The organism is Chromobacterium sp. IIBBL 290-4 (assembly GCF_024207115.1).
In the GTDB taxonomy this organism is placed as follows: Bacteria; Pseudomonadota; Gammaproteobacteria; order Burkholderiales; family Chromobacteriaceae; genus Chromobacterium.
Genome location: NZ_CP100128.1, coordinates 1,382,271 through 1,395,035, shown reverse-complemented (window position 1 = coordinate 1,395,035; position 12,765 = coordinate 1,382,271). Strand labels below are relative to the sequence as shown.

The window sequence follows — 12,765 nt, the reverse complement described above, 5'->3', positions numbered from 1 at the left end:
CCCGTTCAGTGCGGGCGGAATTTCAGAACAAAAGTCCGGTAGCCGTCGTTGAAGTTGGCGCCGGCCGGCAGACGGGGGAAGGTTTTGGCTTCCCATACCGCGCGCTGCACGGCGTCATCATAAGCCGGCACGCCACTGCTTTTCACCAACTGCACGGATTTCACTTCCAGGGTGGGCAACAGCGTCACCCGCACTTGCGCTTCCGGATTGCCGGCCATGGCCGGCGGAATCTGCACCAGAGGCGTCACTTTGGCCTTCACCAGATCGATCCAGCCGGCGCTGACGCCGGAGCCGTTGACCGCGCCGCCGGCCACGCCGTGCTTGCTGCCGGCCTGGTCGCTGCGCGCGTTGGGCTTGCCGCTGGTGCGCGTGCTGTCCAGGCTGGAAAGCAGATCGTCGGCCTCGTTGTTATAGGCCTTGGCGGTTTTATGGCCCGGTTTGGCCGCGGGCGGGGTCGCCGCCGGCTTGGCTTCTTTCTTCTCCGGCGCTTTTTCCGCCGGTTTGGCGTGCGGCTTTTTCTCCGGCTCGGCCGGTTTGGGCTCCGGTTTCGGTTTTTTCGGTTCGGGTTTGGGTTCGGCCGCCGGCTTCGCTTCCGGTTTTGGCGCCTCTTGCTTGGGCTTGGGCGGCTCTTTCTTGCCCAGATTCACGTCGGCCGGCGGCATGTCCGCCACCGGTTTGGGTTCGGGCGCCGGTTCCGGCGCGGGGGCGGGAGCGACGGGGGCGGTGACGGCTGGCGGAGGCGGCGGAGCGGTGGTCCACAGCTCCAGCGCCAGCGGCGCCGGATTTTGCGGCGGCGTGGTTTGCAGGCCGCCCCACAGCAGCAGGCCGATCACGGCGGCGTGGAATAGCGCCGAAACCAGCAGCGACCAAGGGCGAACGGAGGACGGCGAACTCATGGCTTGGCGGTTTGCTTCACGGTCAGCGCCACGCGCTTGATGCCGGCCTGGTGCAGCCTATCGGCGATCTTCAGCACGTCGGCGTATTTGAGGTTGGCGTCGGCGGAAATGGCCACCGGACGCTGGCCGTCGCCGACCAGGCCCTTGAGTTGGCTGGCCAGATCATCCAGCGAATCGACGCGGGTTTTCTGCTCGCCGTCTATCAGCTCGATCTTGCCGCTGGCGTCCACGGTGACTTCCAGCGGACGGACGTCGATGGATGCGGCCTGCGAGACGCTGGGCACATCGATGACGCCCGGGGTGAACATCGGCGCGGTGACCATGAAGATCACCAGCAGGACCAGCATCACGTCGATATAGGGCACGACGTTCATCTGGTTCATCTGGCGGCGGGGACGGCGGTTCAGCATGAAGAATTCGGACTCGGCTCGGTCAAACGGTGATCATAGCACCGGCGCGGCCGCCGATGCGGTGGACAAAACATTTCAGACTGCCAGGCGGCGGCAAAGTTCATGCGAGGCGGCTAGCGGCGGGTGCATAGCGTCAGGCCGTCGCCTATCGGCAGCACGCACATCTGGATGCGCGGATCGGTCTTCAGGCTGGCGTTGAAAGCATGCACCAGATGGACGCCGGGCGGGTCTTCCGGCTTGGGCTCCACCACGCGGCCGGACAGGAAGATATTGTCGATGGCGATGACGCCGCCGGGGCGAACCAGCTCAAGGCAGGTTTCGAAATAATCGCGGTAGCTCGGCTTGTCGGCGTCGATGAAGGCCAGGTCGAAACTGCCGGCGCGGCCTTGCTCCAGCAATTCGCGCAGCGTATTCAGCGCCGGCTGCAGCCGCAGATCGATGCGCTCGGCGACGCCGGCCTTGGCCCAGTATTCGCGGGCGATGCCGGTGAAGGTTTCGCTGACGTCGCAAGCCACCACCTCGCCGTCCTGCGGCATCGCCAGCGCCACGGTCAGCGCGCTGTAGCCGGTGAATACGCCGATTTCCAGATAGCGGCGCGCGCCGATCAGCTTGGCCAGCCAGCCCATGAACTGGCCCTGGTCCGGCGAGATCTGCATCTTGGCCAGGCGGTGGCCGGCGGTGAATTCGCGCAATTCGCGCTGCACCGGGTGCTCGACGACGGCGATATCGAACAGGTAGGAGGCAAGGGCGCTGCTGAGCGCGACGGTGTGACGGGTCATGCTGGAGCTTTCAAAATGACAAAACGCCCGCGAGGGGCGTCGATCAGGTCTGGCCGGCGCTTATTCCGGCTGGTAGACGTAAGGCTTTTGCGGCACGCGCGATTCCGTGTAGCGGCGCTGGGCTTCCAGATCCACATCGCGGTCCCACAGGGTAAGGCGCAGTTCGCGGCGCTGATTGTCCACTTCCGGATTTTTTTCCAGGAAGCCGTTCATGAATTGGGTGAATTCGGACTGGTACATCGTACCCTCCTCGGTTGCTGATCGGACAATTTTAATCGATTCGCGGCCATGCCGCCATGCTGCTTAGGCCGCATCCCGTTCTTCCTGCAACAGCTTTTCGATGCGGCGGTCCGGCGCCAGCCACAGCAGGGCCACGGCCAGATAGAGCAGGCCGGACAGCCATGGCGCGACCCAGGCCAGCGCGATGGCCAGCAAATAGCCTAGCGGCGAGATCTTGCCCTTGATGTCATTGCCCAGCGCTTCCGACAAATGGGTGCGGTTGCCCGGCAGGCACAGCAGCGCCGCCTGCATCAGCCACCAGGCCAGGGAGCACATCAGCAACACCACGCCGTACAAGGCCACCGGCAGCGGCTGGAAATGGTTCTCGCCCATCCAGCCGGTGACGAAGGGAATCAAGGACAGCCAGAACAGCAGGTGCAGATTGGCCCACAGCACCCGGCCGTCGATGCGGCAGGTGGCGTGGTAGAAGTGATGATGATTGTTCCAGTAAATGCCGACGTAGACAAAGCTCAGCAGATAGCACAGGAAGATGGGCCATAGCTGCAGCAGCGCGCCGAACGTGGTGTCGTGCGGAATGTGCAGGTCCAGCACCATGATGGTGATGATGATGGCGATCACGCCGTCGCTGAACGCCTCCAGCCGGTTCTTTTCCATGTCTAGCCTCCCTATTCGGTTTAGCGCGTATCGCGGCGGTAGGGAAGCCGGACTCGGGTCAGGTGGCGGCCGTACTCTTCTGCTGTTTCCATCGAGGCTTCGGCGTCGAAGAACAAGGCCAGCCGTTCGCGCAAATTGCTCAAGGCCATGCCGCTACCGCCCTCGCGGCCGGCGCCGGGCGGGGCCGGGTTGTCCAGCGTCAGTTCCAGCAGGCCGGCCTTCAAGCGGGCGGCGATGACGATCTCCGCCTCGCCGGGCATCCGTTCCGCGCCATGGCAGACGGCGTTTTCCGCCAAGGGCTGCAGAATCAGCGGCGGCAGCAGCGCGTCCAGCGGGGCGTCGATCCGCCAGACCACCTTGAGCCGCGGCCCCAGCCGCTCGGTTTCGATGGCCAGGTACATCTTGGCCAGCTCGATCTCGCGCGCCAGCGTGGAGGCGCGATCGGGCTCGGCCATCTGGGCGCGGAACAGTTCGGCCAGGTCTTCCAGCACGGTTTCCGCCTTTTGCGGCTGGGCGCGGATCAGGGCGATGGCCGCATTCAGGCTGTTGAACAGAAAGTGCGGACGGATGCGCGCCTGCAGCGCGGTGAGGCGGGCTTCGGCCAGCGCGGGCGACAGGGCGCGCTGGCGCAAGGCCAGATAATGCAGCAGCAGCAGCGCGGCCAGCATGGCCAGCGCCGGCGTGGGCCAGCCCAGCCGGCCGTCCAGAGACAGCCGCCACTGGCACAGGCCGAAACACAGGCCGGTTAACCCCGCCACCCACAGCGGGCCGCGGCTGCGCCGGGCCAGCCAGGGCGAGAGCCAGGCCAGCGCCGCCAGCGTCAACAGGCTGCCGGGCAGCAGCGCCATGGCGGTTTGCAGCCAGCGCCACCAAGGATCGGGCGAGGCCAGGGCCTGCAAGCCGGACGCGAACAGCAAGAGCAAAGGCAGCAGCAAGACGCGCAGCATGATGCCCTGATTGCGGAAATCGGGCAGCGTGGACGGGCGGGCATCGGCAGGAGCCATGATGGAGTCGCGGGCTGGGGAATGGGGCCATCATAGCAAGCCGCCGCGCGAGGCGCAGTGTATAACGGAGTGTCGGCGAGGGCCCTTGCGCCTGGCCGGCGGCCTGATGGCGCTAGACCAGGGAGGCGCTCGATGAAACGTTGGCTGGCGGGTGCGCTGTTGCTGTGCTGGATGGGCTGGGCGGCGGCGGTCGAGTTATTGATCTCCACCGGCGAATACGCGCCATGGAGCGGCGAGAAACTGCAGGGCGATGGCTTCGTCAACCGCGTGGTGCGCGAGGCTTTCGCCCGTGAGGGCATCGCGGTGCGTTTCGACTATCTGCCCTGGGCGCGGGCGCTGGAGTCCCTGCGCAACGGCAGCGTGCAGGCCAGCTCCTTCTGGTTCGACGACCCGGTCAAGGCCAAGGAGTTTCTGTACAGCGCGCCGATATCGGAGCACCGGGAGGTGTTGTTTCATCGCAAGGATAGGGCGGTGCCGAACTGGCAAAAGCTGTCCGACCTGAACAGCCTGCGCTTCGGCTCGACGCGCGGCTACAGCTATACCGTCGAATTCCGCCAGTTGGCCCGCCAAGGTTTGCTGGCCGTTGAGGAGGCCGACGACGACCGCGTCAATCTGCTCAAGCTGCTGGCGGGACGAATTGATTTGTTTCCGCTTGACGAGTTCACCGGCTGGCAGCTGTTGGCGTCCGACGCGTTTCCGCGCGGCGCGCATGATTTGATCACCACCGAAACCAAGCCCTTCAGCGTGCAATACGGCCATTTGCTGATGCGGCGCTCGCCGGCCAATGCCCAGCTGATGGCCCGCTTCAACGCCGGCCTGGCCAAGCTGCGCGCCGACGGCACGCTGGAGCGTTTCCGGCTGGATCTGTACCGCGGCAGCGGCATGGGACAGTAGCCGGCGCTGATCTGGCGCAAACAGCCTGCGATTGTGCGGTTTTCCCGACTAGGTTCCGGCTTGCCGCCGCGCTAGCGTTGCTGCATGGCAACAAATGCGCGGCGCTGTCGCGGGTCCGGACCAGCCGCTTTCTCCAAGGCCGTCGATGAACTGTCATACGCCTTTCATCTGCTTCTGCTGCAATTCCCTGCTAGTGGTTCGCCCTTGCATTGGCATGTCCTATCGCCCAGTTGAGACAGGTTTGTCCGACGATATACGGTAGTCAATATATGGCTTGCATAATGCACTGCAACATGCTTTTAATGTTTTTCAAACGGCCGTTACACACAGCCGCGCACGGCCATTCCGATTCCTGATTTTCCTTATCCCATTAGTTAGCAGGAGTATTGAGATGCAGATCGTCATCCCAGCCGAGCGGCTGTCCGGCGAACACCGTGTGGCGGCGACGCCGGAAACGGTGAAAAAGCTGGTCGGCGCCGGCCATGCCGTCGCGGTGGAGCGCGGCGCCGGCCTGGCGGCCGCCATTCCCGACGCCGCTTATGAAGACGCGGGCGCCCGCGTGGTCGACTCGCGGCGCGCCCTGCTGGAAAGCGCCGACATCGTCTTGTGCGTGCGTTCGCCGCAAGAGGCTGATCTGGACGCGCTGAAACCCGGCGTGATCGTGGCCGGCATGCTGTCCCCCTATCACAACCCCCTGCTGCCCACGCTGGCGGCGCGCGGGGTGTCGGCTTTCTCTCTGGAGCTGCTGCCGCGCACCACCCGCGCGCAAAGCATGGACGTGCTCTCCAGCCAGAACAATATCGCCGGCTACAAGGCGGTGCTGCTGGCAGGCCAATATTACCCGCGCTTCATGCCCATGCTGATGACCGCCGCAGGCACGGTGAAAGCCGCCCGCGTGCTGGTGTTGGGCGTAGGCGTGGCCGGCCTGCAGGCCATCGCCACCGCCAAACGGCTGGGCGCGGTGGTGGAGGCCTACGATGTGCGCCCCGCCACCCGCGAGCAGGTGGAGTCGCTGGGCGCCAAGTTCGTCGAGGTGCCGATGAGCGACGAGGAAAAAGCGGCCAGCTCCGGAGTCTACGCCCGCGAGATGACGCCCGAGTTCCTGGCGCGGCAAAACGAGCTGCTGGCCAAGCGCGCCGCCGCCGCCGACATCGTCATTACTACCGCGCTGATCCCCGGCAAGCCGGCCCCCATCTTGCTGCAAGCCGCGGCGGTGGCGGCGATGCGGCCGGGCTCGGTGATCGTGGATCTGGCGGCCGAAGCCGGCGGCAACTGCGAAATGACCTGCCCGGGCGAAGCCCATCTGTCCGACAACGGCGTGCACGTGGTGGGGCTGACCAATCTGCCGGCCATGCTGGCGGCCGACGCCTCCAGCCTGTACGCCCGCAATCTGCTGACTTTCCTCGGCCTGCTGCTGACGCCGGAGGGGCTGAACATCGATCTGAGCGACGATTTGCTGGCCGCCACCCTGATCACGCATCAGGGCGAGCAGCGCTTCGGCGCCGCGCCGGCCCCGGCCGCCGCCGTTCAACAAGACAAGGAGCCGCAACATGGTTGATCCCTTCATCGCCAGCCTCACCGTTTTCGTGCTGGCCGTCTTCGTCGGCTACCACGTGGTATGGAACGTCACCCCGGCGCTGCACACGCCGCTGATGGCCGTCACCAACGCCATCTCCGGCATCATCGTCGTCGGCGCCATGCTGCAGGTGGTGGACATCAACGGCCAGCAGATCACCGTCACCTCGGTGCTGGGCGCCATCGCCATCTTCCTGGCCAGCATCAACATCTTCGGCGGCTTCCTGGTGACCCAGCGCATGCTGGACATGTTCAAGAAAAAGAACAGGGGATAACGATGCAGAATGTTTCAGCGGTTCTTTATCTGGTCGCCGCCGTTTTGTTCATCCTGGCGTTAAAAGGGCTGTCCAGCCCGGCGTCGGCGCGGCGCGGCAATCTTTACGGCATCGTCGGCATGGCCATCGCGGTGCTGACCACCTTCGCCATCCTGGACAAGCCGGTGCTGACGCTGATCATCGGCGCCATCGCCGCCGGCGCGCTCATCGGCGGCTGGAAGGCGCGCACGGTGGAAATGACCGGCATGCCGGAACTGGTGGCGGCGATGCACTCGCTGGTGGGCCTGTCGGCGGTGCTGATCGCCGTGGCCGCCATCTTCCACGGCGGCGTCGAGCATACGCCGGTGCAGAAGGTGGAGCTGTTCATCGGCGCTTTTATCGGCGCGATCACCTTCACCGCCTCGGTCATCGCCTACGGCAAGCTGTCCGGCCGCTTCGGCGCCAAGGCCATACACTTCGCCGGCCAGCATCCGCTCAACCTGATCCTGGCGCTGGCCATGGTCGGATTCGGCCTGGCCTATTTCTTCACCGACAGCCAGGCGGCCTTCCTGGCCATGGTGGCGGTGGCGCTGGCCTTGGGCGTGACGCTGATCATCCCGATCGGCGGCGCGGACATGCCGGTGGTGGTGTCCATGCTCAACAGCTATTCCGGCTGGGCGGCAGCGGGCATCGGCTTCACGCTGAACAACCCAGTGCTGATCATTTCCGGCGCTTGCGTCGGTTCCTCCGGCGCGATTCTGTCCTACATCATGTGCAAGGCGATGAACCGCTCCATCGTCAGCGTGCTCCTGGGCGGATTCGGCGCCGAGGCGGCGGCGGGCGGCGCGGCGGTCTCCGCCGAGGCCAAGCCCTACAAGAGCGGCAGCGCCGAAGACGCGGCCTTCCTGATGTCCAACGCCGACCAGGTGGTGATCGTGCCGGGCTATGGCCTGGCGGTGTCGCGGGCGCAGCATGCCTTGCAGGAGTTCGCCGAGCTGTTGCACGAGAAGGGCGTCAACGTCCGCTACGCCATCCACCCGGTGGCCGGCCGCATGCCGGGCCATATGAATGTGCTGCTGGCCGAGGCCGAAGTGCCTTACGAGCATGTGCTGGAGATGGAGGAGATCAACGCCGACTTCTCCACCACCGACGTGGTGCTGGTGATAGGCGCCAACGACGTGGTCAATCCGGCGGCGCAAAAGGACAAGGCCAGCCCGATCTACGGCATGCCCATTCTGGAGGCGCACAAGGCCCGCAATGTGGTGGTGGTGAAACGCTCGATGAACGCCGGCTATGCCGGCCTGGATAACGAGCTGTTTTACATGGACAAAACCATGATGGTGTTCGGCGATGCTAAAAAGGTAGTGGAGGACTTGCTGAAAAACGCAGTACATTGAGCGGACAGCAGGTCTGGGCCGGCCGCCGGCTGGCGGTCCGGCCCTTCACATCCATAAAGGAGACCGTATGCCCGCGCTCAGCGCCATTCTGATCAGCGGCAGCATGATGCTGCCCGTCCAGGCCATGCCTGACCTGCAACACACCGAATGGCTGCTGGAGTCGCCCTCCCAGCCCGATCCCCGCCCCAGCTTGAGCATCGCCGACAACCAGATCAGCGGCTTCTCCGGCTGCAACCGTTTTACCCTTGGCCTGGACGGCGACGGCAAGCATCAAGTGGCGTCCACCCGCAAGCTGTGCGCGCCGGAAGTGATGCAGCGCGAGCATGCGCTGCTCAAGCTGTTGTCCGCGCCTTTCCAGCTGTTGCCGGATGAAAAGCTGCAGCATCTGACCCTGCGCGCCGGCAAGCAGCAATACCGTTTCGCCCGCAGCCAGCCCACCGCCGACATCCCGCCCCCATTCAAACCCGCCGCGACGCAGGCCGAAGCGGCGCAGCCGCGGCTGGGCGAACAGTACTGGTATGTGGCGAGCCAACCCTGCGCCGGCCAGGCGGCAGGCTGTTTGCAGGTGCGCGAGAGCGAGAGCGGTCCGTGGCGCGAATACCGCGGCGCCATTGCCGGCTTCGCGCCGGAGGCCGGCAGCAGCTATTACCTGAAGCTGCAGGGCGAGGCCAATGACGGCCGCCTGGCGCTGCAATTGCTGAAGGTGGTGTACCAGGAAAACGTCGCGCCCTTGGCGGATTGACGGAACCCTGGCCGGCGCGGCGCGTCCAAGCTTATTTATCAGGACATGACGATGCAGAAACGATTGCTCCCGCTTGCGCTGGCCGCCACGCTGTTGGCCGGCTGCGCCACTTCCTCCACGCCGGTCGCCGAGGGCGTGGTTCCCACCGCGGCCCAGTTGCAGGGCGAATGGAAGCAGGCCGGTGCGGGCGAGCAGGCCATCCTGCTGCGCATCGACCAAGAGCGCTTGTTCGCCAAGGCCGGCTGCAACGGCATGTTCGGGCCTTTCTCCCTGAGCCAGGGTGCGATCCGCTCCGAACGGCTGGCCGCCACGCTGATGATGTGCCCGCCCGAGGCGATGCAGCGCGACGCCAAGCTCAGGCATCAGCTGGAAGCCGGCATGAGCGCCCGCCTGGTCGGCGATGAGTTGCGCTTGTCGGACGGCGAGCAGACCTTGCGTTTCGAGCGTCAGCCGCAGGGCGAGATCAAGTTCATCTATGTCGCCGCCGAACGCAAGCCGTGCAGCGGCGTGGCGCCTATGCAATGCCTGCAGGTGCGCGACGACAAAGCCAAGCCCTGGCAGCTCCATTACGGCGAGATCGAAGGCTTCAAGCCCGAGCCGGGCGTGGCCTACCGTCTGCGCATCAAGGAGGTGAAGGTGGACAATCCGCCGGCCGACGCCTCGTCCATCCGCTGGATTCTGGATCTGGTGGTGGAGCAGGAAGTCGTGAAGAAGCCTTGAGCGGCTGTTCCGGCGCGGCAGATTTTGAATCCGCTGCGCGGATGATGATTTGAGTGCCGATTCCGCCCGGCGGACGGACAAGGGGGCTGCGCGGCCAGCCCCTTGCAAGCCCAGGACGCCCCTGCCGCACGCGAAACCGCGAGAAACATGCGCCAGGCAAGGCGCCGCCGAAACTACATGCGTGCGAAATCTTTGATTCGCTCAGCAGTGCGCGCTACCGTCGCGCGGCAATCGAACAGAGCGGCGGCTTAAAACCTTGCCCGCCGCATTTTTCGCGGCGCGCGCAGAAGGGGGAGATGGGGCGCGTCGCATACGTGTTTTCATTGCCTGAGAATACGCAGCCACGACATGACCGTGGCTAAAGCGTCTGCAAGATAGGTCATGGCGGCCGCTCTGCTACAATCGCTGGATTGAATTTGCAGGAGGCCGCCATGAGCCTGATTCCCGAAATCAAACCCCAGCAATCGCTGGAGCTGCTCAAAGAGCTGCACATCCTCACCCGCGACGGCAAGATCAACCAGGACACCCGCCGCAAGCTGAAGCAGGTTTACCACCTGTACCAGTTCATCGAGCCCTTGATGGCCGACGTGCTGGAAAAAAAGGGCGCGATGACGCTGGCCGACCACGGCGCCGGCAAGTCCTACCTCGGCTTCATCCTCTACGACCTGTTCCTGAAGGACAAGGCCGCCGGCCACGTCTACGGCGTGGAAACGCGGCAGGAGCTGGTGGACAAGTCGCGCGAGCTGGCCGACCGCCTCGGCTTCGAGCGCATGGGCTTTCTGAATCTGACGGTGGAGCAGTCCATCACCTCCACCGAGCTGCCGGAGCAGGTGGACATCATCACCGCGCTGCACGCCTGCAACACCGCCACCGACGACGCCATCCGCTTCGCGCTGGCCAAGGACGCGCAGTACATCGTGCTGGTGCCGTGCTGCCAGGCCGAGGTGGCCTCGGTGCTGCGCCAGAAGAAGAACGAGACTTTCGGCAAGACGCCGTTGTCCGAGCTGTGGCGCCACCCCATCCACACCCGCGAGTTCGGCAGCCAGCTGACCAATGTGCTGCGCTGCCTGCAGCTGGAAGCGCGCGGCTATCAGCTGACCGTGACCGAGCTGGTGGGCTGGGAGCATTCGATGAAGAACGAGCTGATCATCGCCAAGAAGACCGGCAAGGGCAAGAGCAGCGCCCGCGAACGCCAGCTGGCCATCCTGGACGAGCTGAACCTGATGGATCTGCGCGAGCGTTTCGCCTACTGATTCATGCCGCGGCGCTAGACCGGCGCGCGGCGATGGCTTAACTTGGGCCTTTCGCCGCCGCCGGTGCCGCTCATGAAGCCACGCCTCGCCGCCGCCCTGTTGCTGGGCGCGTTCTCACTCCCCCTTCACGCTGCTGAAACGTTGTGGCCATCGACCCAGCAATGGCAGGCTTTGCAGCGACAGACCGAGAGCGATGCGGATGCCAGCGCCGTTTTCCAGGCGCAGCGACGCATCGCCGACGCTGCTCTGCGCGATGGGCCGCAAGCGGTGGCGGCCTTGTCCACCGAAGGCCGGCTGGCCGGCGATCCGGTGAAGGTTCAGACCGAAGCCGCGCTGCGCGACATGGCCAAGATCCAGGCGCTGGCGATTGCGTGGACGCTGGATGGCGACGCGCGCTATCTCAAGCAAGCTGGCGCTTATCTGCAGGCCTGGGCCGAGACTAACCGCCCCACTGGCGATCCCATAGACGAAACCGGCTTGGAGCCGGCCATCTTTGGCTATCGCTTGCTGCGTGATCATCTGCCCAAGGCTCAACGGGACAAGATAGACGGCTGGCTGCGCGAGGTGGCGCGGGCCGAAATCGCCTCTCGCAATATGAAGCGCAAAACCGCCACCAATAACTGGCATAGTCACAGGCTGAAAATCGTCGGCCTGATCGGCTTCGCGCTGAATGACCAGGCTTTGATCCGCTATGCGCGCGATGGTTTGAAACAGCAGTTGAGCGACAACCTGCTGCCGGATGGCTCAAGCATAGATTTTCAGGAGCGCGACGCGCTGTCCTACCACACTTACGATTTGCAGCCCTTGTTGACCTTGGCCCTGGCCTTCGCCGAGCGCGGCGAGGACTTCTACCGGCTGCAAGCGCCGTCGGGCGCATCGCTGCAAAAAAGCGTGGCCTTTCTGCGGCCCTATCTGGACGGCAGCCGCACCCACGCGGAATTCGTCGGCAGCGCCGTGCCTTTCGACAAGGCCCGCTCCGACCACCACGAGGCCGGCCATGTGATCGGCGCCGCTTACGATCCGCGCAACGCCGCTGCGACGCTGGAGCTGGCCGCCGCCTTTGAGCCTGGCTACGCCGATCTGGCGCTCAAGCTGTCGGGCGGCCGCCCGCATTTGCGCTGGCTGATTTCACGGCTGCCCGGCTAAGCGCCGCCCACAAAACCCTGGATGCTTCCCTGCGCCTTCTTGCCGCGCCACGGCTGCGGTCCGCGTCGGCGCGGCTTGGCGCAGGCATGCCGCGGGTTTTTGCTCGCGGCCCTGGGAACTGCCGCCGGGCGGGCTGCTCAGCCGTTATTCCACTGAATGAAGCCGGCAGTGGCGATGCCTAGGTCGGCGAAGAACTGTTGCGCGCTGGGGTAGAGATTGGCAGTGACGATGCTGGGAACGATGGGCGCCCTGGACTTGGCGTAGTCGCTCCATGGCACCACGCCCGGCGTGAAGTCGTTCTCGGTTTCCGAGCCGGAGGTATAGAGCTGCGGAGACAGGTAGTCGATATTGCTGTCGGTGAAGAAAGACTGCATCAACGCGGCGGCATCCGGCACGCCGTAGGGCGCCGAGTGGCTGACCGTAACGATGACCTTCAGCCCCTTGGCCTTGGCGACGGAGAAGGATTCGGCAAACCACTGCGACAGTCCGCCCTCGCCCTCTTCCACATCGTAGGCGATGCCGTCGTAAGCGCTGAAACGGCCGGCCTGGATGGCGGCGGTAATGTTTTGCACCGCCGCGGCGCTGAAAGAACCGTTTTCGTTGCCGCCGCCCAGGCTGATGTACTTCGCGCCCTGCAGGCTGTCATGGATGGCTGCGCTTTCCGACAAGGCGTTGTCGACGTTGGTCCAGCCGCTGAACGCGATGCCGACATTGGCATTGGTCGGCGGGTGCGGCGGTTCGCCCAGCCAGGTTTGCGCCCAATAGCCGATGATTCCGCTCATGCGATTCCCCTTTGAAAAT

Annotated in this window: 15 protein-coding genes; 8 read left to right on the top strand and 7 right to left on the bottom strand. The window is 64.9% G+C overall.

The window, feature by feature from the left end:
- Positions 1–5: 5 nt before the first annotated feature.
- The 6 genes from tolA to NKT35_RS06475 form a co-directional block, all read right to left on the bottom strand.
- Positions 6–896, bottom strand: coding sequence for a cell envelope integrity protein TolA (gene tolA / locus NKT35_RS06500; protein WP_254299976.1), 891 nt, complete (start codon positions 894–896; stop codon positions 6–8).
- Positions 893–1,306, bottom strand: a complete 414-nt coding sequence (locus NKT35_RS06495) for a biopolymer transporter ExbD (RefSeq protein ID WP_254299974.1) — start codon at positions 1,304–1,306, stop codon at positions 893–895. Before NKT35_RS06495 ends, tolA begins: the two co-directional genes overlap by 4 nt.
- Positions 1,307–1,419: 113 nt before the next feature.
- Entirely contained in the window at positions 1,420–2,085 is a 666-nt protein-coding gene (locus NKT35_RS06490; RefSeq protein WP_254299972.1) for a class I SAM-dependent methyltransferase, read from the bottom strand.
- 60 nt (positions 2,086–2,145) lie between these two features.
- Positions 2,146–2,325, bottom strand: a complete 180-nt coding sequence (locus NKT35_RS06485) for a DUF3460 family protein (protein ID WP_254299969.1) — start codon at positions 2,323–2,325, stop codon at positions 2,146–2,148.
- Positions 2,326–2,388: 63 nt separating this feature from the next.
- Positions 2,389–2,979 carry a TMEM175 family protein gene (locus tag NKT35_RS06480; RefSeq protein WP_254299967.1) on the bottom strand — a complete coding sequence of 197 codons (591 nt, stop codon included), beginning with the start codon at positions 2,977–2,979 and terminating at the stop codon, positions 2,389–2,391.
- Between the two features lie 20 nt (positions 2,980–2,999).
- Positions 3,000–3,983, bottom strand: coding sequence for a sensor histidine kinase (locus NKT35_RS06475; RefSeq protein WP_254299965.1), 984 nt, complete (start codon positions 3,981–3,983; stop codon positions 3,000–3,002).
- A 132-nt stretch (positions 3,984–4,115) separates the two neighbouring features.
- Between NKT35_RS06475 and NKT35_RS06470 the strand changes: the two genes are divergently transcribed.
- The 8 genes from NKT35_RS06470 (at position 4,116) to NKT35_RS06435 (ending at position 11,964) form a co-directional block, all read left to right on the top strand.
- Positions 4,116–4,877 (top strand): substrate-binding periplasmic protein, encoded by a 762-nt coding sequence (locus tag NKT35_RS06470; RefSeq protein WP_254299963.1) that lies wholly within the window; start codon positions 4,116–4,118, stop codon positions 4,875–4,877.
- Between the two features lie 391 nt (positions 4,878–5,268).
- Positions 5,269–6,435, top strand: a complete 1,167-nt coding sequence (locus NKT35_RS06465) for a Re/Si-specific NAD(P)(+) transhydrogenase subunit alpha (protein WP_254299961.1) — start codon at positions 5,269–5,271, stop codon at positions 6,433–6,435.
- On the top strand, positions 6,428–6,727 hold the full coding sequence (locus tag NKT35_RS06460) for a proton-translocating transhydrogenase family protein (protein WP_254299957.1): 300 nt from the start codon (positions 6,428–6,430) through the stop codon (positions 6,725–6,727). Before NKT35_RS06465 ends, NKT35_RS06460 begins: the two co-directional genes overlap by 8 nt.
- A 2-nt stretch (positions 6,728–6,729) precedes the next feature.
- Positions 6,730–8,103, top strand: coding sequence for an NAD(P)(+) transhydrogenase (Re/Si-specific) subunit beta (locus NKT35_RS06455; protein ID WP_254299955.1), 1,374 nt, complete (start codon positions 6,730–6,732; stop codon positions 8,101–8,103).
- A gap of 67 nt (positions 8,104–8,170) precedes the next feature.
- A complete protein-coding gene (locus NKT35_RS06450) occupies positions 8,171–8,845 on the top strand; it encodes an META domain-containing protein (RefSeq protein ID WP_254299953.1) in 675 nt (224 codons plus the stop codon).
- 51 nt (positions 8,846–8,896) lie between these two features.
- Complete coding sequence (locus tag NKT35_RS06445) at positions 8,897–9,565, top strand: META and DUF4377 domain-containing protein (RefSeq protein ID WP_254299951.1); 669 nt, start codon at positions 8,897–8,899, stop codon at positions 9,563–9,565.
- A gap of 431 nt (positions 9,566–9,996) precedes the next feature.
- Positions 9,997–10,818, top strand: a complete 822-nt coding sequence (locus tag NKT35_RS06440) for a class I SAM-dependent methyltransferase (RefSeq protein WP_254299948.1) — start codon at positions 9,997–9,999, stop codon at positions 10,816–10,818.
- Positions 10,819–10,890: 72 nt separating this feature from the next.
- Positions 10,891–11,964, top strand: coding sequence for an alginate lyase family protein (locus NKT35_RS06435; RefSeq protein ID WP_254299946.1), 1,074 nt, complete (start codon positions 10,891–10,893; stop codon positions 11,962–11,964).
- Between the two features lie 137 nt (positions 11,965–12,101).
- Here NKT35_RS06435 and NKT35_RS06430 read toward each other — a convergent pair whose 3' ends face one another.
- Complete coding sequence (locus tag NKT35_RS06430) at positions 12,102–12,746, bottom strand: hypothetical protein (RefSeq protein WP_254299944.1); 645 nt, start codon at positions 12,744–12,746, stop codon at positions 12,102–12,104.
- Positions 12,747–12,765 lie beyond the last annotated feature (19 nt).

What these genes read in the sequence shown, in the direction of transcription:
- tolA (WP_254299976.1), bottom strand. Translation starts at nt 896, where the DNA reads ATGAGTTCGCCGTCCTCCGTTCGCCCTTGGTCGCTGCTGGTTTCGGCG.
- NKT35_RS06495 (WP_254299974.1), bottom strand. Translation starts at nt 1,306, where the DNA reads ATGCTGAACCGCCGTCCCCGCCGCCAGATGAACCAGATGAACGTCGTG.
- NKT35_RS06490 (WP_254299972.1), bottom strand. Translation starts at nt 2,085, where the DNA reads ATGACCCGTCACACCGTCGCGCTCAGCAGCGCCCTTGCCTCCTACCTG.
- NKT35_RS06485 (WP_254299969.1), bottom strand. Translation starts at nt 2,325, where the DNA reads ATGTACCAGTCCGAATTCACCCAATTCATGAACGGCTTCCTGGAAAAA.
- NKT35_RS06480 (WP_254299967.1), bottom strand. Translation starts at nt 2,979, where the DNA reads ATGGAAAAGAACCGGCTGGAGGCGTTCAGCGACGGCGTGATCGCCATC.
- NKT35_RS06475 (WP_254299965.1), bottom strand. Translation starts at nt 3,983, where the DNA reads ATGGCTCCTGCCGATGCCCGCCCGTCCACGCTGCCCGATTTCCGCAAT.
- NKT35_RS06470 (WP_254299963.1), top strand. Translation starts at nt 4,116, where the DNA reads ATGAAACGTTGGCTGGCGGGTGCGCTGTTGCTGTGCTGGATGGGCTGG.
- NKT35_RS06465 (WP_254299961.1), top strand. Translation starts at nt 5,269, where the DNA reads ATGCAGATCGTCATCCCAGCCGAGCGGCTGTCCGGCGAACACCGTGTG.
- NKT35_RS06460 (WP_254299957.1), top strand. Translation starts at nt 6,428, where the DNA reads ATGGTTGATCCCTTCATCGCCAGCCTCACCGTTTTCGTGCTGGCCGTC.
- NKT35_RS06455 (WP_254299955.1), top strand. Translation starts at nt 6,730, where the DNA reads ATGCAGAATGTTTCAGCGGTTCTTTATCTGGTCGCCGCCGTTTTGTTC.
- NKT35_RS06450 (WP_254299953.1), top strand. Translation starts at nt 8,171, where the DNA reads ATGCCCGCGCTCAGCGCCATTCTGATCAGCGGCAGCATGATGCTGCCC.
- NKT35_RS06445 (WP_254299951.1), top strand. Translation starts at nt 8,897, where the DNA reads ATGCAGAAACGATTGCTCCCGCTTGCGCTGGCCGCCACGCTGTTGGCC.
- NKT35_RS06440 (WP_254299948.1), top strand. Translation starts at nt 9,997, where the DNA reads ATGAGCCTGATTCCCGAAATCAAACCCCAGCAATCGCTGGAGCTGCTC.
- NKT35_RS06435 (WP_254299946.1), top strand. Translation starts at nt 10,891, where the DNA reads ATGAAGCCACGCCTCGCCGCCGCCCTGTTGCTGGGCGCGTTCTCACTC.
- NKT35_RS06430 (WP_254299944.1), bottom strand. Translation starts at nt 12,746, where the DNA reads ATGAGCGGAATCATCGGCTATTGGGCGCAAACCTGGCTGGGCGAACCG.